This is a genomic window from Gelidibacter pelagius (genome assembly GCF_017581925.1).
Taxonomy (GTDB): Bacteria; Bacteroidota; Bacteroidia; order Flavobacteriales; family Flavobacteriaceae; genus Gelidibacter; species Gelidibacter pelagius.
Map to the genome: position 1 here is coordinate 60881 of NZ_JAGEVG010000011.1, position 21427 is coordinate 82307.

The window sequence follows — 21427 nt, forward strand, 5'->3', positions numbered from 1 at the left end:
ACAACAAGAATTAAATCTTATAGATATATGAAAAATCTGTACTTAAAATTACTTTTTTTAATTCCATTCTTTACGTTCGCACAACAACAGAACGTGACCTATTCTGTATTTCCTTCTCCTTTTGAAGAAGACCAGAATATTACCCTGACATTTAACGGCAACAGCATCAACGAAGCGACTTGGGATGTGGCAGACAATGCCCTTTATCTATGGTCATGGTCTTATGACCTCAACCTTAGCAATGAGCAAAATAGTCCGACAAATGGAGCCTGGGAAGCATCAAATGAGGCTAATAAGTTGGTCTATGACAGCGGTAATGACACCTACAGCATCACTTTTACACCATCCACATTTTATAATAGAACTGGAATAGGACGTATTGGGTTTTTAATTAAAGCCAAAGATGGTTCTGGCGATAAAAAATCGCAGGATATTTTGGTTGATGTAGGAACTTTCCAAGTGGTGTTAAGCCAACCAACCGCCGGATCCACCACAATCATAAATTCCGGGGAAAGTCTCGGTATCACCGCGCAAAATACCGGCGGAAACGCCACTTATGTTTTAAAGGAAGCTGGAAATCCGTCACCCCTAAATACGCAATCGGATATCTCAAATTATTCGTTTACACAAACCAACATTACACAAAACACTCGTTTTGAATTAGAGGTTAGTTTAGACGGAAAAACTATAGTTAAAGAGTTTTCGGTGTTGTTAGATCCTGGATCAAACATCGGGATTATGCCAACCACTTATCAAGATGGCATCACCTATCTGAGTGCCACAGAGGCGGTTTTGGTTCTCTACGCCACAGGTAAGGACTTCGTATACGTTGCTGGCAGCTTTAATGACTGGCAGCCAGATGCCTCTTATGCCATGAAGAAAGATCCGACACGTAATAATAAATTTTGGATCAGATTGACAGGATTGACGCCAGGACAAATAGAAACCTATCAATATTGGGTGGTTGATAAAACCCCGATTGCCAACTCACCTACCATGGTAAAAACAGCCGATCCTTATTCCACCTTGGTATTGTCTCCATTTGATGACCCTTATATTCCGGCGTCCACCTACCCTAACCTTCCGGCATATCCTGCTGGGCAAGAGCGTGAAGTCACCGTCTTGCAAACAGATCAAACACCTTACAATTGGCAAGTGACCAATTTCACAAAACCTGATAAGGAAGATTTAGTGGTTTATGAAGTATTGATCAGGGATTTTGGATCTAACCGAAATTTCCAGGATTTGATTGATCGCATCGATTATTTTAAAAATCTAAATATCAATGCCATTGAACTTTTACCCGTAATGGAATTTGAAGGCAATGAAAGTTGGGGATATAATACGTCATTCCACATGGCCTTGGATAAATTTTATGGCACAGAGAACAAGCTCAAGGAATTTATTGATGTCTGTCATCAGAACGGCATTGCGGTTATTCTGGATGTAGCATTAAACCACGCTTTTGGAAGAAATCCGATGGTACGAATGTGGATGGATGATCCTGATGGCGATGGTTGGGGAGATCCAAGTACTGCCAACCCGTATTTCAATACGACACCAAGACATACTTATAACGTGGGTTCTGATTTTGATCATTCCAATCCACGAACAAAAGATTACGTTAGGCGCGTTGTAAAACATTGGATTGAAGAATTTAAGATTGATGGTTTCCGCTGGGATTTGACCAAAGGATTTACACAAAACTGTACTGAGAATGATGAAGGCTGCACCAATGCCTACCAAGCCGATCGTGTTGCGGTTTTAAAAGAATACGCTGATTATTCCTGGTCCTTGGATCCAACACATTATGTTATTTTTGAGCATTTAGGCTCTGAAAACGAAGAAAAAGAATGGGCCAATTACAAGTATGATGAAGGTAAAGGCGTCATGATGTGGGGGAATATGAACCATGCTTATAATGAGTTGACCATGGGTTTTACAGCAGATATCAGTGGGATTGGACATAAATCAAGACCCACGTTCCAAGGTCCACGTGTGATAGGCTATGCCGAAAGTCATGACGAAGAACGTTTGATGTACAAGAATTTAATGTACGGCAACAGTACTAACAGTTCACATGATGTAAAAGATTTAAACACTGCACTATCAAGAATGTCTGCTTTGGGTGCCGTCACCTTAACCGTCCCAGGCCCGAAAATGATCTGGCACTTTAGCGAATTGGGCATGGAAAACTCCATCTTCACTTGTAATGACGGTTCAGTTAACGATCCGAGTGGAAACGACGGCGATTGTAAATTAGACACAAAACCACAACCGCAATGGACACAAAACTGGACTGGGGACACCAACAGAAACACAATTTACAATGATTGGGCTCGAATGATTGAATTAAAGACCACTGAACCCGTATTTAAAGGCGACTATACGATGACTTCCAATAACCTTACGCCATCCATTGAAATCTTTGACAACGCACTACCTTCAAGTGCTCTTAACAAGGTGATTGTTTTGGCGAATTTTGATGTGACAGCACAAACGATGAATACCACAATCCCGACGGGACAGACTTGGTATGATTTGATGGACGCTAGCGGGAGCACCACTTATAACGGTGCTACTGTAACCATCGATGCAGGGCAGTTTAGAATTTTTGGAAATAAGGCATCAACGTTGAGTACCGACTCCTTCGAGATCACTTCAGGGTTTACTATTTATCCAAACCCAGTGAATGCCACTTTTAAAATCAACAATGAAGTCAATATGCTTGACATCTATGATTTAACCGGCAAACGTATCAAATCGTTTAAGGGAGATTTTACACAAACAGATAGTTTTGATGTTTCAGATTTGAACCAAAGCATTTATCTGATTAAGGTTGAAAATAAGAATGGACAAGTTCTGACTTCAAAGCTAATTAAGATGTAGTTCGAGAAAGATGAGCAAAGTAAAAAGAGGTTCTCAGAAATGAGAAGCTCTTTTATTTTAAAAATCACTTAAAATGCTCCAAAACGTCCTTGAGCACAACAGCCTGATTATGCTCTATATCCTTTGCGCCATAAAGCAATGTCACTGTTTGATCTTTCGCTTTTTGACATAACTCTTTTAGGGCGTCGGTTTTGTCTTTCAGTTCTTTTTTATATTTAATAGAGAAGTCATCAAACTTATCTGGGTCGTGATCAAACCACTTTCGCAGTTTTGTAGTAGGTGCCAAATCTTTATTCCAATCATCCAATTGAGCCTCTTCTTTGGAAACACCTCTGGGCCAAATCCTATCCACTAAAATGCGATAGCCATCACTTTTTGAAGGAGCCTCATACACCCGTTTTATTTGGATAGTTTTCATAAAGACTAAAATTCTTCCATGACAATTTGCTCCTTCTTCACATTCAAATTGGACAATTGCTTTTCAACAGCGTCCATCATCGGCGGTGGGCCACAGAGATAAAAATGTTTGTCATAGGCAAGTCCGCAGTTATTCAGGAATTTCTCAGTAATTTGTCCATGTTCAAAACCCTTAACAGTTTCCCTAGAAAGAATATTAATAAAATTATCTCCTAACATCTCTTGGAATTCCTTTTCGAGAATGATATCCCCTTTGGTCTTATTTGCAAAAATGAGTTTATTGTTTCCCAATTTGTTCTGTGCCTTCAAGTTTCTGAAAATTGAAATAAATGGTGTTACACCTGCACCACCTGCAATGAATGTGCCTTCGCCCTTATAAGCGATGGCACCAAAAACCTCATTGACAATCAGGTGGTCACCTGCTTTTAAAGACAACAATTTATTGGTGACTCCTTCGCGTGACGGATAGGTTTTGATCATAAATTCGAGATCCTGATCCTCTGGAAGCGACGTAAATGTAAAAGGTCTTCCTTCATTTTCCCATCCCGACTCATCAATAAATATTTCCGTTGCCTGTCCTGGCTCAAAGTCCGTCCCGTCTGGTTTTTCGACCACAATATGCAACACGTCATGCGTAGCGTGGCCAATCGATTTAATGGTTACTTCTTGATTTTCCATTGTTTCGCTATATTCATTATTATAATTATTATTTATTGGCATGCACTGTTTGTATGGGCTCTATATTGTTGGAGTTCAAAAAAGCAAAAAGGATACAAAATATTTGATATTTCTTATTATGTATTGCTATTGCCATTCATATTGTGCATCGGTTGTCGCATTTTAAATCTGCGTTTAAAAATACCGATGAGATTGTCTATTTCTTATTTTTATTAATTATTAGACATCTTACACTTGTCTTCGGTCCTCTGTCACTTCAACAATCGTTAATCGTTAATCTACAATCGTCAATCCTTACTCCTTATTTTTCATCCAAAAACTGTCTGAGCACATATTGCAATATTCCACCATTGCGGTAATATTCAATATCAATCAACGAATCCAATCGGGCTACGACCTTAAATTTAATAAGCTCACGATTTTCTTTTTCCGCCACGACGTCCACCAATTTGTGCGGCGTCAATCCTTCAGAAATTCCTGAAATAGTAAAGGTTTCAGTTCCCGTCAGACCTAACTTTTCAGCGGTATCACCATCTTCATATTGTAATGGCAAAACACCAAGACCAACCAAATTACTTCTATGGATACGTTCATAACTTTCAGCTATGACTGCCTTTATGCCCAATAAGAACGTACCTTTTGCAGCCCAATCTCTTGACGAACCACTTCCGTATTCTTTACCGGTAAGCACTACTAAAGGCGTATGATCCTTCTGATATTTAACCGCGGCATCATAAACGCTCATCTCTTTTCCAGACGGTAAATGGGTGGTATAGCCTCCCTCCTTTTCAGCAAGTTCATTCTTGATCCGAACGTTGGCAAAGGTTCCTCTCACCATAACTTCATCATTTCCTCTTCGGCTTCCGTAAGAATTAAATTCTTCTTTCTTTACACCTCTTTCAATCAGGTACTTTCCTGCAGCTGAATGCTCGTCAAAGGCGCCTGCTGGAGAAATATGATCGGTAGTAATACTGTCTCCCAAGACCAACAGTGCTCGCGCGTTTTCAATATTTTGAAGTGCTGGTGCTTTATCTGAAATATCCTTAAAGAATGGAATTTCCTGAATATATGTGGAGTCTGGATCCCAATCGTACAACTTGCCTTTCGGAATTTCCAAGTTTCTCCAAATCTCATTCCCATCAAAAATTTCGGAATAGTTTTTTTGAAAATCTTTCGGCGTGAGCACATCCTTGAGTACCGCATTGATTTCATCATCCGTTGGCCAAATATCTTTTAGATACACAGGCAATTGGTTTTTGTCATAGCTGATAGGGTCTTCGGTCAGATTGATATCCACACGACCCGCAATAGCAAAAGCAACAACCAACATAGGCGACATCAAATAATTCATTTTGACCTGCGAATGGACCCGTGCCTCAAAGTTCCGATTGCCTGAAAGCACCGAGCACACTACCAATTCGTGATCATCTACTGCTTTGGCAATGGCAGGTGGCAACGGCCCTGAATTCCCGATACAAGAAGTACATCCATAACCCACCAAATGAAATTGAAGCGCTTCTAAATCTTTTAATAAATCGGCTTTTTTGAGATAATCCGTGACCACCTTAGAACCTGGAGCCAGAGAGGTTTTTACCCAAGGCTTGACGTCAATGCCGTGCTGTCTTGCCTTTTTGGCTACCAAGCCAGCACCAATCATCACAAAGGGATTGGACGTATTAGTACACGATGTTATCGCCGCAATAACAACAGAACCGTCGGATAGTGAGTATTTCTGTTCGCCTTTATCAATCCAGACTGTTTTAAGTCCATCTTGTTCTTTGGTTTCAATTCTCGTTCCTTCAGACATCGCTCTAGGCGGAGAAGTAGGTTGATTGCCTCCTTCGTTCTTCCATCGGATCACCGATTCCCGTTCTTCGTGCTCAATATATTCACGTTCATATCCAGCACTTAACAAATCAATAAAAGTGGGTTTAAAATCCTTTAAAAGTATTTTATCCTGTGGTCGTTTGGGACCTGCAACGGTGGGTTCAATAGTAGAAACATCCAACTCCACAATTTCAGTGTAAGTGATCCGGTCTTCATTTTCACGCCATAGCATATTGGCTTTACAATAGGCTTCAACCACATTGATCTGTTCTTCTGACCGATTACTTTCCCGCATATATGTCAATGTTTTATCGTCAATTGGGAAATAAGTAATGGTACATCCAAACTCTGGTGACATATTACCAATAGTCGCTCTATCAGGAACTGATAAATGGTCAAGTCCTGGTCCGAAAACCTCAACAAATTTGCCCACTACACCTTGTTTTCTTAAGATGTTTGCAATGGTCAACACCAAGTCTGTAGCAGTAGAACCTAAAGGCAGTTTACCCGTTAATTTTAATCCAATGACTTCTGGCATAATAAAATAGAGTGGTTGCCCCAAAATAGCAGCTTCCGCTTCAATGCCACCGACACCCCATGCCACGACTCCTATTCCATTGACCATTGGTGTATGACTATCCGTGCCTACAACGGTATCAGGAAAAAGCTCGCCGTTGCGTTCGATGACGCCTTTAGAGAAATATTCTAAGTTAATTTGATGACAAATACCCATACCTGGAGGAACCACGCTAAAATTATCAAAGGACTGTTGTGCCCATTTTAGAAATTGATAGCGTTCTTTATTCCGTTTATATTCTTCCTCCATATTGCGCTGATAAGAATAATCTGTACCAAAATAATCCACTTGAACGGAGTGGTCGATGACCAAATCTACGGGTACCAAGGGATTGATACTGTCCGGATTTCCTCCTTTCCGAGCAACTTCTGCTCTAAGGGCTGCAATATCTACAACAGCAGGAACACCTGTAAAATCCTGCATTAAAACACGTGCAGGCTTAAAAGGAATATCCTTATCCACGGCTTTTGGCTTCCAGTTAAGAAGTGTTTCGATGTTTTCTTTGGTAACTGAAAAGTCATCAAAATTACGCAAGGCATTCTCCAACAGAATACGAATTGAAAACGGTAGTTTATCAATTTCATAACCTTGATTTGAGAGTTCTTCAAGACTGTAATAAGTGAAGTTTTTACCATTTACAGTGATTTGCCTTTTAGTTTTAAAAAGATCATTGCCCATAATATTAGAGTTTTAAAATGTTAGTATTTATGCTTATTAAAGCAGTAGTTTTGGAAAACAACGTTGTTTGTGGAATGCTTGGGGAGTAGCATTCTTGAAAGCCAAAAATGGACGAAAATCAAAAGAGGATCAATTTTCCTTCCATCCTACATACCAAAACACCCACGTATTAGATGATCAGTGTCTTATTTAAGCCCTTTAAAGTTACGGATTTGTTCTAACATAAGTCATCATATCCCTATAAAAAAGAGCTCTGTCAATAGATAGCGTAGGGGAAAAGGGAAAAATTGGTGTCTTTCAGTTTATTTCCATTGAGGTATAACAAAGGCATACCTGTTCCAGAACCTGCTTTAGACTATCCAACATCTTTCATTCGAAACATCTAAACAATCATGGTATTGTATATTTACTTTTACGATACCATTTTATAAGATATCATTTTTCAGATGTGGGCAATTCAGATAGATTAATTCTAATCTTGTCCTCTGTGATTGCTTCAGGTTTCTTAGTGGCGTTGCGTAAAACAAAATAGCCTAACAAACCACTTAATCCAGAGGCAAAAAGAATTCCTATTTTAGCCTCTTCCTGTAAAATCAGATCGTCAAAGGAAAGATTCACAATAAATAATGACATGGTGAAACCGATACCGCAGAGAAGCGAGATCCCGAAAAGCAGTTTCCAAATTTCTGGCGTTTTTTTGGACCTTTTATAGAAGAAGGTCAAGAATATATAACTGGCAAACATGATTCCAATTGGTTTTCCAATAAGCAGTCCCAACATGGTTCCCCAAGTAATGGTGAGATGAAATGCCTCACTTAAAATTTCGGCATCAAATATAATTCCGGCATTTACAAAAGCGAAAGTCGGCATGATAAAAAAGTAAACGAGACCATGAAGTTTTCGTTCCAATCGTTTCAATGGCGATTCCATATCTCGATGTAGGTTTTCAAGAAAATGATGAACTTGTGGACTTGTCATGGTATAGGTATCATCCTTTGCTTCCTTGAAGAGCCTGTATCCTTTTAAAGAAGCCTTTTTTATCTGATCCAGATCCCATTCTCTACGCAACGGCACCGTTAATGCCAAAATAACTCCGGCAATTGTGGCGTGAACACCAGAAGCCAATATGGCCCACCATAAGACAAAACCAATAAGGAGATAAGGCGTCAACCGGTTCACACCTTTACGGTTAAGAATGAGAAGGATAATAGTACAACCGGCCGCAATTCCCAAGGCATGCCAATGGATTTCGTCCGTATAAAAAAAAGCAATGACCAATACAGCTATAAGATCATCCACTACCGCAATTGTGGTAATAAACACCTTAGCCCAAGAAGGCATCCTGGAGCCGAGCATCGCAATGACCCCAATAACAAAGGCAATATCCGTAGCCATTGGTATGGCCCAACCTTTTGCATAATCAGTTCCAAAATTGAACGCAATATATATAATAGCCGGAAACATGGCGCCACTAAAAGCTGCGGCTACAGGAAAAATGGCCGATTTAAAAGAGGTCAGGCTTCCAAATTTCAGTTCGCTCTTAATTTCAAGTCCGACCATCAAAAAGAAAAGCGCCATTAACCCATCATTCACCCAATCATGCAACGATTTAGAAATATAGACGTCCTTAAAGCCCATTCCAAAATTGTATTGCATTACCGTATGATAGAAACTATTCAGGGATGTATTTGCCACGATCAGCGCCGATGCTGTGGCAATAATTAACAGGATTCCTGGTGCGGAATCTTGTTTTAAAAAGACATCTATTCTCTCGGTTAGTTTGCCCATTTTTAAAGACTATTGAATTCACTGTACAATTTCGCATTTTAAATTCTCTCTATCAATAAAAATTGGAATTATATTTTAAAAAACACAAAACCTGAGTTTATGTTTCAAAATTTAACCCTTGTAGGTTTGTTTTTAGCTTAGTTTCTTGTCTCTATCTAATATTATTATTGCGACGGATATATTTCCGAAGTGGTATCAAACTTAATACCCTACTAATCATGAAGCGTCAGCAGGGATTTACCTGAAAGCTTTAATGTTTCACTGAAAAATATCCTTGAAAAAAAACTAACGAAGTACTAACCGAAAAAACATGTTACATTTCGAAGCACGATTCAGGGTATAAACCTGAGATCTTGATATATGCGACAACCAGCAAAATTTAATAAGCTTCGCTTTTAATCTTTGGGTTCAGATCTCGCCCTAAAGCGGGTTTATCCCGATAGATCAGGAGAATCAGCATGTTCCAATGCGCCTTTAGCTTTTGGAACATGGGTTTCACTAAAAAAAAAGACCCAAGAAATTAATTTTTCTCGGGCCTTCCAACTAATCAAATCAACTTAAAACTTTTATTTTTTCTGTAATTCTAATTTAGAAAAATCAATATTTGGCGCCACACCATTTGCGGTTCTTGTAAACTCAGTATCGATTGGGGTGGTATCGCTAAAAAAGCCACAATTCTCCATAAAAAACTGGTTGTCATTCACGCCACCGGCATAATCCAATCGCGATTCCTTTCGAGCGGTGGCATCCGCAGTAAACTTAGCCTTGGTCAATTCTATCCATTCATTATCGGTCGTATAGATCCATTGGTTATTGTAATTTGCTTTACGCGATATGTTGCCAGTTGCAGGTACAAAATTTTCTAAAAACGAATACAATCGTTTTAAATGTCGACTGCCTTGTGGCCTTCTAAAGCTGGCAATTAGATTCCATTTACCATCATTTGGTGTGTAAAAGTAGGCCGTATAATCCGTTGAATTATTTTCGGATGGCACACCTTTCAATAAGAACTTATAGGTAGTATCCGCTTTCCAATTGTACACTTTATAACTTTGTCCACCAGAACCTTCATTACCGAATTCTCCTGTAGTGACGCCATCACCTTTAGCCAACAAGATGATTTTGTGATCGTCGGGAATCTCATTAGGATCTTGTGTGTCGAATGGACTCCATACTGAAAACAGAACACGACGCTCCGTCTCCGAATTGACCTGAATCCCAAAATAGCCATCCACAAACCCGTTGGCCATATAATAGGAACCGATGACATCTTCACCTTTGGGGACATTGATTTCATTATAAAACCATTCGACCTCTTTATCTTTAGGCAAGTCATAGGTTAAGTGTACTGATGGCCCACGACGTCCGAAATAGAAATCGTCTTTTATGAAGTAGACATTCCCTTTGGTGGCTGGACCGCCGATTAGCACTTCATTAATATTAGCAACGACAGGGCCTGATTTTTCCACACCCACAATTTCTATAACATTATACCTTGCTTGGATATCAAAAACACCTACGTCAACAGTTTGCCTTTCAGAAGTATTTATTTTTATGGTTTTGGTTTGATCAGCTACGGTAACTTTAATTCTTGAAGTACCCTCCGGCACATTCAAATTCAATCCGAGATGAAGTTTTCCTGGAGTATCAGTCTTAAAATAGGCGTGTACAACAGTTTTTAAATCGGTCCAATTTTTAATTTCCGAATCAATCATCATATTAGAGTTTTCGGAAGTATTATTAACAACCCAACTATTAGCTCCAGCAGGGATTTGAATAGATAAATCAAGTTTTTCCGTTTCTTTTTCCATCGATTTGTTGGTATTACAACCAATCAGACAAAAAGAAACTAATAAGACAAAAAGAGAATAGAATCCTTTCTTGAGCATGTTTTTAATTTTTAAAATTCATATAATGACTTGCTTAATTCAGTAGTAATTAATATCCACGGAGTGTTCTAAAAAACAATCAAAAATGAAAGAAGCTTGATTTTAAGTCAAGCTTCTCCCGATATGTTCATTTTTTATCAGAAATGTTGACACCAACGCTAATTATTGCGTCGGATTCTGAGTCAATGTTCCTGGATACGAGTTGATGGCATCTTGTGGAATATAGTAGACTACACGATAATCAGTCGCCGAGATATCATCAAATTGGTTATGAGGTCCAGGATAGTGACGTGTAAGTTCCTTTCCATTTCGGAATACATCATAACTGCGCTCTGCTTGATAAGCAAGCTCCAATTGACGTTCTTTATCAATCCTCGTTCCTGCGTTGTCGGCATCCAAAGTGGTGTAACCTCCGTCAACAATAGAACGTTCTCTGATAGTGTTTAGATCAATTAAGGCATCGCCATAATTCCCTAATTTCGCATAGGCCTCAGCACGATTCAAATAAACCTCACCCAAACGGCTGATAACTGGAGAATGCAAATGAGACTCCTCACCTTCCAATGATGCTTTTGTAATATAGAACTGAGGATAGACACGGTTAAGTGTGATATAATCATCTATAACACCCGAATAGGTTTTTCCATCTTTGTAAAGAATAGAATACGTTTCCTGATTTGCATCAATAGCCATAAGCGTGTAAGTATCATCACCTTCCTTAGCGGTAATGGTTCCACCACTGCGCGTGATTTTTGCCTGTACATAGTTTAAAGTATTAGGTCCATCCTGCTTGACAAAGCGGAATACTTCCGAACCATCATCTGAATAGGTAGGCGCAATAAAAGCCGCTCGTGCATCGATCATATTATAGCTGTCTGAACGCCAGTCATTGCGACCGGTTTCATTTAATAAATCGATATATTTAGCACTGGCATACATTTCTCCCCAGCCCATTCCGCCTAAATTGGCGTACATTCCTCCAACCCCATAGTAATGGTCAAAACCTGAAAACTCAGAAGCCACTCGTTTGATTGCGAATATTGTTTCGGCATTGTTCTCAGGAATAAAAGTATTGTATTTCATAAATTGCGCTCTTGGCAATAATGAGAATTTTCCTGAATTGATCACTTTATTTGAATAATCAACAGCAAGTTGTGCATATTCGGTATTTGGTGCCGTATAAGTGCCACTCATATAAAGATAGATTCGAGACAACATGGCCTGAGCTGCTTCTTTTGAGGCGTAAATCGAAGTTTTATCTAAAGCCAACAATGCTTCAGCCTTCTTTAAATCGTTAATGGCTTGCTCGTAGCTTTCTTTTACTGTTGCGCGATCATCAAAATTCATGTTGAGAACATCATCAGGAGTTCCATTCACGATTGGCACACCCAAATTTGTTTCTGGATTTTGGTAATAAGGACGCCCGAATGCACGGGTCAAATAAAAGTACATCATCCCACGAACGTAGTAGGATTCTCCAATCTTATTATCAATCTCAGCACTTTGTCCTTCATCAATCATATCAATGATATTTGAGGCTTGTGCGATAGCTTTATACCCAGAATCCCACATTTGGGTCAAACGATAGTTGTTTGGGGTACGTGCATAAGACAGAAATTCGTAAAAGGCATCGGTAGACGATCCACGGATCATCATGTTGTCTCCCGCATATTCACCCATTCGGTGCATGGGGTCTGACCAAGTTTTTAACTGGGCATACATTCCGTTGAGCAATGCTTCGAGAGAAGCATCTGGATCACCGACAATAGTCTGTGAATCCATGCTTCCGTGAGGCAGTCGGTCGATCTCACACGCTGTGAATGTTGCCGCGACCAATATGGCTATAAATATTTTTTTCATGGTGTTTATTTTTAGAATTGTAAGTTAAGTCCAAGCATAAATTTACGCGTGGTCGGGTATACCGCAGGTCCTGTTGACCCCATTACGGCACCATCAATAGCTGGAATTTCTGGATCTACCCCTGAATATTTAGTGATAGTGAACAAGTTCTCTCCAGATAATGAGATGCGTAAGTTATCGACTTTAAACTGGCTTAAGTCGATATTATAACCCACGGTTAAAGAACGTAACTTTAAAAAATCATTGTTTTCCAAATAACGCGTGGAGGTGGCATTGCCCTTATCTTGGTTATTATATCTCGCTATAGGATGCGTTGCAATATCGCCTGGTTTTTCCCAACGGCTCCATTCTGGCCTTAAACGCATTTGGTTACGGTCTGTATAAGTTCCGTCGGAATCGTATTCTTGTCTTGAGTAGTTGTAAATTTTACCACCTAAGGCATAACCGAACACTGCGTTAAAATCAAATTTCTTATAATTCAATGCTGTAGAAAAACCTCCAAACAGATCGGGAGATACTTTTCCTGTTTTTTCAAATGTGGCTTGTGAATAATTAGACGTTGTTTCACGTGACAACTCGTTGCCGTCCGAATCTCTATCTACTACATACCACATTGGTAGTCCATTATCTGGATTTACACCAGCCCATTCCTTTAGATAATAGGTATCTACAGGACGCCCTGGCTCTAACATGCGTTGAGCAGAACCGGCAATATTAAGTCCATCACCAACGATGATTGGCCTGACCACATAGTTTCCGCTGGCATCTTTTGTTTTGTAAAGTTTTGTTAACTTATTAGAGTTATGGCCTAAGTTCAAATCCAAACTCCAGGTTAAGTCCTGATTGCGGATGATATCGCCACCAATGGAAACCTCAATACCTTTATTTTCCATTTCGCCAATATTCTGCCAAATGCTCGTCACACCTGTCAGACCACTGATTGGAACTCGGTATAGAATATTGTCCGTGTTTTTCTCGTACAAATCAACTGTTAATCTCGCACGGCTATTTAAAAAACTTGCGTCAATCCCCAAACCACTGGTATACGTTTTTTCCCAAGTTAAATCTTTGTTACCGATTTGACTGATCAATGCTCCAGGATTCTGATTGTAGCTCGCGCCTCCTGATACGGCATATAAATCATATTGTGGGTACAATGCACTTGGACGGTTTCCTACGGAACCGTAAGAAGCACGGATTTTCAAAGCATCCACCCAGTCCGCATTAAACCATTCTTCGTTATGGATGTTCCATCCACCACTTACGGAGAAGAAGTTACCATATTTGGCGTTGTCACCAAAGTTGGAAGCGCCATCTCTACGGAAAGACACCTGACCCATGTATTTATTGTCATAGGCATAATTAGCATTAAAAAGAACGGATTGTACAGCCCATTCGCTGATACCACCTTTTGTACGCTCTGGGATGGCAACAACGTCCAATATTTCAAAACCTGGAATAAATCCGGTACCAGCCACATCTAAAGATTCACCACGGTAATCATTAAACTCATAAGCTATCAAACCATTAACGTCATGTTTATCCCAAGATTTATTGAATCTTAAAATCTGACTGGTGTACATACGGGTAAAATCTGATCGGTATTCCGAAATACGTCCGCCTACACTTTCGCCACCGCTGGAGCGAGGATCTGTATAACCACTCGATTTATACGTATTGTAACGAATGTTGTTGACAGAAGAGAACGTCAACCAATCGGTCAACCTAACGTCAAAATCCATATTCCCCATAAACTCATAGTTCTTGCTGGCACCATGATTCCACTGAAGATCGTATAGGTAATTAGTGCTGGCACTATTTACCCAACTGCTAGAACGGTGTCCCACTAAACTTCCATCTTCATTGTAAGGACTGTCCCATGGCAAGTTAGAATACATGGCCGTTGTAGAATACTGACGGTCATCCACATCTCGCATTGAACCAGAAATTGCAGGTTTTATGGTCAACCAATCCAGTGGTTTGTATTCCGTTTTGAAACGGAAATTATAACGTTTGTAGTCATAACCTTTGACTGCACCTTCTTCATCGTATAATCCAAGAGACATATAAGAGCGCAAGGTCTCAGTACCTCCTTGAATAGACACATTGTAAGTACGTGTCAAACCAGTCTTAGTGGCCAAATCCCACCAATCGAAATTGCTATTGCGCAAATCGGCATTCCAACGTGGAAATGATATTTGATCAGCATTGGAAAACGAAGCGTAATAATCATACAATTCGGCACCGTTCATCATATTTGTGTTTCCGTTATTGAGTGTGCTAATACCTACTTTAGTAGAAAGACTCACTGTAGTTTTTCCAATTTTAGCTCTCTTGGTTGTCACTACAATGACGCCGTTAGCTCCTTGAGATCCATAAATGGATGTAGACGCTGCATCTTTAAGAATAGTCATCGTTTCAATATCGTCCGGGTTCAACTCACCCGCGCTCGATCCTACGATGACACCGTCAATAACCCAAAGTGGACTTGTTGTTCCACTTAAAGTAGCTTGCCCACGAATAACTACAGCACCTCTGGAACCCGGTTGCCCTGAACCAGAAGCAACATATACCCCAGGTGCTTTTCCATTAAGCATATTTTCTACAGAAGGCGTTGTAACGTCTCTAAGGTCATCTCCCTTAACGGTATTCAATGCGCCTGTTAAACTCTCTCTTTTTTGCGTGCTATACCCTACAACAACAACTTCGTCTAAACTGGCGATATCTTCTTGTAGACTAATGTTTATTGTAGTGCGGCCGTTAACCTGAATCTCTTGCCCTACAAATCCCATAAATGATACCACCAGAGTCGCATCGCTATTCACATTTATGGAAAAATTTCCATCAAAATCAGACGCCGTTCCATTGGAAGTGCCTTTTTCTAAAACAGTTGCCCCTGGAACAGATATCCCAGTACTGGCTTCAGTTATCGTTCCTTTTACCTCAATGATCGATTGCTGTGCATAGACAGACCCAACAAATAAGGATAAGAATAAGACTGATAATAGTTTCTTCATAAGTTTTATTTTAAGTTCATTTTTAAAAAATTCAATTATTGTTTCACTCTTTTAATAAGTATCCTTAATCCAATTGTAAGGCTTGCGTTTCACCCACATCCCTCTTGTAAAATCAGGAATTTCTTGAGGTGCTCCATTATTTTCAATAGAAGCTTCCGACAGTGGCGTGATTGCACTCCAGGCTGCTGCATCATAAGCATCCATTGGTGGTGCTATCTTTTCTTTCGCCGATTCTACAAACGAATGCATCACAAAAAAGTCCATGCCACCATGACCAGCGCCTGTTGCATGCTCTCCGTACTTTTTCCATAAAGGATGGTCATACTTCTTGAGCCATTCATCAGCATCATCCCATCTATGTGGTTTTGACTTACCTTCTACATAAATCCTATTGCCATCATCTTCCCATAAACCATTGGCTCCTTGAACTCTAAATCCTAAGGAATAAGGTCTTGGTAAGTTAACGTCATGAGTGATAATGATGGTTTCACCATTAGTAGTCTCTACGGTAGTAGTGATGACATCACCTTGCTTAAATTTCAGTTTGGCATTGGGATGGTCCTTACCACCATGCTCAACAATATAATTATGCAATCCGATGCCTTTTGACGCATTTGACGTTAAGGACATCAAACGATTTCCTCTATTAATATCACACATAGCTGCTATCGGACCGATACCGTGTGTTGGGTAGACATCAGCATTTCTTAAAAGTGAATGTTGGGTTCGCCATGCAGATTCAGAAATACCTTTCTCTCCAAACTCAACACCTTTGCCGTAGGCTGTTTTACCATCGTTAAATTTCACGCCTCGTAAATCGTGTTGGTATCCACATCTGAAGTGGACCAATTCACCAAAAACATTTTGCTTCACCATGTTTAACACAGCTAAAACATCTCTACGGTAATTCACATTTTCAAGAATCATTAAATGCGATCCTGTTTCTTCGTGTGTGTTTACCAAATCCCAGCATTCTTCCAAAGTGTTGGCAGCAGAAACTTCCAAACCGGTGTATTTTCCAGCTCTCATCGAATCAACGGCCATTCTTGTATGCCATAACCAAGGTGTAGAAATGATAACCGCATCAACTTCTTTTAAATTCAATAGATTGAGATAATCCTGATCATTTTTACTGAAAACCTGAGGTTTTGCGAATCCAGCATCCTTGATCATTTTCAGTGCAATTTCAATCCTGGCAGGATCAACATCACATATAGCAGTAATTTCCGTATCTTTTCTGAGCAATGCATTGTTTAAATGATTGACACCTCTTAGACCAACGCCTATAAATGCCATTTTTAATTTCTGATCAGCTGAACCTAATATGGCGCCAAAGGACATATTGGGAAGCATCATTAAACCCGCGCCAGCCAAAGCTGTTTTTTTGACAAAATCTCTTCTTGAACTCATATTTTGAAATCGTTAATGTTTCGTTAAATAATCTTAATCCCAAAAATGGAACATAACTCCTATAATACGGGAGAGATTTTAGGCGTTTGTGAGGAATATTTTTCATGTGATTAAATAATCCTCCTATTTGACGAATTATTACCTTTTGATCGGTAATCCATTCCGTAGCAAGCCTTCTAACATTTTTATTATTAATATATTTACCATAATTAATCAGCGCATATTAGTAGTTATTCGTAACATCTATATTACTTCAAGAAACACCTACAAAATCAAAAATTGAACAATGAACAGTTTGAAGCACTATTTTTTTACGCTCTGCTTTTTTTTGGCGTTCATTATTTCTTCACAAGCTCAGCACCATGTGAACTTTACGCATTTGGCGCCTTCATCGGACAATCGATCTATAATTGTAAGCAAAACAATACAGGATACTTTTGGGAACATTTGGATGGTTCAGAAAGGAGATATTTACATCTATGATGGCTACAATTACAGATTCATCAACAATGCAAACATCTTCCCGAACTCACATGACTACGAAACTATAAAGAACATTATCGTTGATGATTTCAAGAACATATGGCTGATATCTCAGGAAGGTTCATTAATAAAGTACACTTCTGAAAAGGGCGTTTTTGAAGATTTAACACCGCTGATTAACGGAGAAAAAATCAGTGTCATCACTTCAAAAAACAAGGAAATCTGGGTAGCCACGACCAAAGGCAGCCTATTTAAGTATGCTAATGCTAAAATGGACAGCATAACTACTTTTCCCGAATTGACCTACCCCTTAAAAAACATTGAGGATATCGCATTGGGTTCGAACAAGGAGGTTTTTCTAAGCACTAAGGATGGAAATGTCCTGACCTACTCCATTCCATCTCAAAAGAAAGAATATTTGGTGGCGCCTTTCAATAATTATCCCGAAAACTTAAGATTATTAACGGACAGCTACAACAGATTGTGGATTGGCACGGAAACAATGGGCCTCTTTCTATATGACATCAGCACCAAGCAATTTATTCAAGATGCATTTTTTAAAGGAAATACGCATAATATTAAAAATGAATTGTTTCTTAATCTTTATGCTGATTCAAGTGGTTTTTTATGGGCTGGAACTGACGGTGGCGGATTGTATAAAGTAAATTTATCAACGGGCGAGGTTCTTTTGTTCACCAAACAAGTTAATAGTGACGCATCCTTAAGCAGCAATACCATTTTACATATTAATGAGGACAATCACAAAAACATCTGGATTATACCTAATTACGGCAACTTGAATATTTTACCCAATGCGGATAATAATATCAATTATCACGAAGGGTCTGAGAATGGAGCCCCCACTAGAATACTGAGTATATACAAAGGATCTAACGGTATATTATGGGCAGGAACCGACGGTTCCGGACTTACCAAAATCTCCTTCAACGCCGATGGAAGCACCAATGAGGAACAGTTTTTCAATGATTCAGACACTAGCAAGGGCTTTTATATTCAGAGTATAACAGAGGACAACAAAGGCAATATGTGGATTGGAACCTATAAAAATGGTTTATGGTTCTACGACTCCAAAAAGAATGAATTTAGAGAGATTCCAGTGCTGAACACAAAAAACCAAAAAGCATCTGATGTCCGGACCACTTATAAAGATAGCAAGGGACGCATCTGGGCAGGGTCCAATACAAGCCTAAATATCTATTCAGACAGTTTAGAGCTCTTAGCTTCCTTTGAGTATAATGTGAACAGCTTGAAGGGCACCATAGTTGAAAGTATCGTTGAAGCACAAAACGGCGATTTATGGCTCGGCATATACGAAGGTGGCTTATTTCAATTTAGCGAAAATATCAATCAGTTAAACGCCTCAACCTTCTTAGATTTTTCCATTCTTAACGATGATTTAGACCGATTGAAAAGTGTGAAATCAATATCAGAAGGCACTTATAATAGCTTATGGCTTATCAATAATTCTGGGCAACTATTGAAATACGATATCAAAAACAACGAGTTTACTTCATTTGAGGACTTAAAGACTCTTTCAAACAGATCTTTGGCTGCGGTCATCAATGCGGGCAACGATAATTTATGGATAAGTTCCAACAACGGGATTGTCAATTTCAATACCAGAGATTCTATCGTAAAAACCTATTTTATTACTGACGGACTACAGGATAATATATTTTTGTCGCGAAGTGCGTTTAAGGATCATAAGGGACTATTGTATTTTGGCGGATCGAAAGGCTTCAATTATTTCTATCCTAAAGATTTAAATAAAAAGAAGTCACATCCCAAATTACAAATAAATACGATTGAAGTCCTCAACCAACCAGCTGAAATTTTAATGCCTGATCAAGTTGCCAGTGGTATTCCGAATGTAAAATCATTGCGTTTAAAATACGACCAGTCGTCATTTTCATTTCGTTTTGCGGCTTTGGACAATATCTTATATCCTAAGCACTTTTACGCCTATCGATTAAAAGGCTTTGACGACGATTGGATCTACAGTCATCTGGAGCGTTCGGCCACCTATACTAACATTCCAGCCGGAAATTATACTTTTGAAGTGAAAGCAGGCAGCAGAGATGACGTTTGGGATATCCCTCCGAAAAGCGTAAGCATCTCTATTGAACAACCCTTTTGGAACAAACCCATAGCTTGGGTTTTATATGTGTTCCTTTTTGCTCTGGGCATCTACGGTGTCAGACGTTGGTACGCTTTAAAAAAGAAGTTGTTTCTGGAAAAAATAAGCCATCAAAATCAAAATGAATTGCATGAGTTAAAAATGAACTTTTTCGCCAAAATGTCTCATGAGATTCAAACGCCACTAACCTTAATTTTAGGACCAATTCAAGATATGATCCATAACGCTGAAAAAAATGGAAATCTACTTTTAAAACAACGCCTAAATATCATCGCTTACAACACCAAGCGTCTTTCTAAAATTGCCTATGAACTGACCTTGGTAAGAAACAAAGAAATGGATCAATTAAGACTGATGGTCACTAAATCCAACCTCTACAAAAACATTGAACAGATTGCCCAATCGTTTAAGGAATTGGCACGGAAGAAAAACATAGACTTTACGATTAACTGTCCAAAAAACTTAACTGAAGCCTGGTATGATAAAGAAAAGTTAGAGCATATCATTTACAACCTCCTCTCCAATGCTTTTAAATTCACTCCAAAAGAGGGCAACATTTTATTGACTGTGACCCCCATTAATTCAAAAAAAATGGTGCGGCTGTCGGTGACTGATTCAGGCCCTGGTGTTTCCAAGGAAGAGCTGAACACTATTTTCGAGCTTTTTTATCAGTCCAATATCGGAAAGAAAAATAAAGGTACCGGGATTGGGTTGGCGCTTACAAAAGAATTGATTGACTTGCATAAAGGAAAAATTGAAGTTGAATCTTCAGCAATAAGCGGCACTACGTTTACCATCACTTTTCCAATACATGAGGATGCTTATTCGGATTTCGAAAGGATTACATCCGATGTTGACGATGATTCGGTACAACATATAATAGAAAAAGAAATAGTTCCATCTGAAGTTCAAGATCTTAATGTATTAAAAAAAACCATTCTTATTGTCGAAGATACTTTAGACTTACAACACTTTTTAAAAGAACTGCTTCAAGATCAATACAATGTTATTTTAGCTGAAAACGGCAATGAAGGTTATCATTATGCCAAAAGTAATATTCCAGATCTGATTTTAAGCGATATCATGATGCCTGAACTCGATGGTATCGAAATGTGCAAGAAACTACAAGAGGAGCAGCTCACCCAGCATATTCCAATAATTTTATTGACTGCTAAGAATTCTACCCAATCCAAAATAGAAGGCTTAAAGTCTGGCGCCATAGAATACATCAACAAGCCCTTTAACACAAATGAATTATTGTTGAAAATTAAAAACATTCTTATCGCCAAAGAGCATATCATCACGAAATTCCGTAAAGAAGCTATTTCAAGACCAGAAGTTCCACAAGAAAAATCCCAAGACGAAATTTTTCTTGAAAATTTGGTGGCCAATGTTAATTTAAGGTTGGAAGATGCTAATTTTAAGATGGAAGAATTGGCTGCACCATTGAACATGAGCTATTCAACCATATATAGAAAATGTCAAGCATTGACAGGCCATACCTTAGTGGATTTTGTAAGAATGTTACGTTTAAAAAAGGCAGCGATTTTAATTACTAAAAACGGCTTTACAATTTCAGAGACAGCTTTTATGACAGGATTCAATGATCCTAAGTATTTTTCGAAATGTTTTAAGAAACAGTTTAAAAAGAGCCCATTAAATTTTAAAAAGGAAGCCCAAAAGATTGGAGTTGATGAGTTTTTAAATAAGCATGAAGTAGGATCTTTCTTGTAGATTCTATTACGAATTCAATCTG

General features: G+C 38.9%; 10 protein-coding genes. 2 read left to right on the forward strand and 8 right to left on the reverse strand.

Translation table 11 applies throughout. The features are described 5' to 3' along the window. Positions 1-27 precede the first annotated feature (27 nt). Positions 28-2889: an alpha-amylase family glycosyl hydrolase gene (locus J4051_RS10585; protein WP_208233843.1), complete on the forward strand. Its 2862-nt coding sequence runs from the start codon at positions 28-30 to the stop codon at positions 2887-2889. A 64-nt stretch (positions 2890-2953) separates the two neighbouring features. Here the strand turns inward: J4051_RS10585 and J4051_RS10590 are convergent, their stop codons facing one another. The 8 genes from J4051_RS10590 to J4051_RS10625 all read right to left on the reverse strand — a co-directional run bounded on the left by J4051_RS10590 (position 2954) and on the right by J4051_RS10625 (position 17030). Next, on the reverse strand, positions 2954-3307 hold the full coding sequence (locus J4051_RS10590) for a DUF488 domain-containing protein (RefSeq protein ID WP_208233844.1): 354 nt from the start codon (positions 3305-3307) through the stop codon (positions 2954-2956). A gap of 5 nt (positions 3308-3312) precedes the next feature. Beyond that, positions 3313-3984, reverse strand: coding sequence for a ferredoxin reductase domain-containing protein (locus J4051_RS10595; RefSeq protein ID WP_208233845.1), 672 nt, complete (start codon positions 3982-3984; stop codon positions 3313-3315). Between the two features lie 301 nt (positions 3985-4285). Continuing rightward, positions 4286-7066 (reverse strand): aconitate hydratase, encoded by a 2781-nt coding sequence (acnA, locus tag J4051_RS10600; protein ID WP_208233846.1) that lies wholly within the window; start codon positions 7064-7066, stop codon positions 4286-4288. A 435-nt stretch (positions 7067-7501) separates the two neighbouring features. Continuing rightward, positions 7502-8854 carry a Na+/H+ antiporter NhaA gene (gene nhaA / locus J4051_RS10605; protein ID WP_208233847.1) on the reverse strand — a complete coding sequence of 451 codons (1353 nt, stop codon included), beginning with the start codon at positions 8852-8854 and terminating at the stop codon, positions 7502-7504. A 566-nt stretch (positions 8855-9420) separates the two neighbouring features. Next, the gene (locus tag J4051_RS10610) at positions 9421-10743 is read right to left on the reverse strand and encodes a DUF3472 domain-containing protein (protein WP_208233848.1); all 1323 of its coding nucleotides are present in this window, start codon (positions 10741-10743) and stop codon (positions 9421-9423) included. 162 nt (positions 10744-10905) lie between these two features. After that, complete coding sequence (locus J4051_RS10615) at positions 10906-12603, reverse strand: RagB/SusD family nutrient uptake outer membrane protein (protein WP_236027358.1); 1698 nt, start codon at positions 12601-12603, stop codon at positions 10906-10908. A gap of 11 nt (positions 12604-12614) precedes the next feature. After that, positions 12615-15620: a SusC/RagA family TonB-linked outer membrane protein gene (locus J4051_RS10620; protein ID WP_208233849.1), complete on the reverse strand. Its 3006-nt coding sequence runs from the start codon at positions 15618-15620 to the stop codon at positions 12615-12617. Positions 15621-15671: 51 nt separating this feature from the next. Continuing rightward, positions 15672-17030 carry a Gfo/Idh/MocA family protein gene (locus J4051_RS10625; RefSeq protein WP_208233850.1) on the reverse strand — a complete coding sequence of 453 codons (1359 nt, stop codon included), beginning with the start codon at positions 17028-17030 and terminating at the stop codon, positions 15672-15674. A gap of 286 nt (positions 17031-17316) precedes the next feature. Between J4051_RS10625 and J4051_RS10630 the strand changes: the two genes are divergently transcribed. Then, the gene (locus J4051_RS10630; RefSeq protein ID WP_208233851.1) at positions 17317-21405 is read left to right on the forward strand and encodes a hybrid sensor histidine kinase/response regulator transcription factor; all 4089 of its coding nucleotides are present in this window, start codon (positions 17317-17319) and stop codon (positions 21403-21405) included. The last annotated feature ends 22 nt before the right edge of the window (positions 21406-21427 follow it).

Excerpts from the sequence above, each read along its gene's own strand:
- J4051_RS10595 (WP_208233845.1), bottom strand. The coding sequence starts at position 3,984 with ATGGAAAATCAAGAAGTAACCATTAAATCGATTGGCCACGCTACGCAT.
- J4051_RS10630 (WP_208233851.1), top strand. The coding sequence starts at position 17,317 with ATGAACAGTTTGAAGCACTATTTTTTTACGCTCTGCTTTTTTTTGGCG.
- J4051_RS10625 (WP_208233850.1), bottom strand. The coding sequence starts at position 17,030 with ATGAGTTCAAGAAGAGATTTTGTCAAAAAAACAGCTTTGGCTGGCGCG.
- nhaA (WP_208233847.1), bottom strand. The coding sequence starts at position 8,854 with ATGGGCAAACTAACCGAGAGAATAGATGTCTTTTTAAAACAAGATTCC.
- acnA (WP_208233846.1), bottom strand. The coding sequence starts at position 7,066 with ATGGGCAATGATCTTTTTAAAACTAAAAGGCAAATCACTGTAAATGGT.
- J4051_RS10610 (WP_208233848.1), bottom strand. The coding sequence starts at position 10,743 with ATGCTCAAGAAAGGATTCTATTCTCTTTTTGTCTTATTAGTTTCTTTT.
- J4051_RS10615 (WP_236027358.1), bottom strand. The coding sequence starts at position 12,603 with ATGAAAAAAATATTTATAGCCATATTGGTCGCGGCAACATTCACAGCG.
- J4051_RS10590 (WP_208233844.1), bottom strand. The coding sequence starts at position 3,307 with ATGAAAACTATCCAAATAAAACGGGTGTATGAGGCTCCTTCAAAAAGT.
- J4051_RS10620 (WP_208233849.1), bottom strand. The coding sequence starts at position 15,620 with ATGAAGAAACTATTATCAGTCTTATTCTTATCCTTATTTGTTGGGTCT.
- J4051_RS10585 (WP_208233843.1), top strand. The coding sequence starts at position 28 with ATGAAAAATCTGTACTTAAAATTACTTTTTTTAATTCCATTCTTTACG.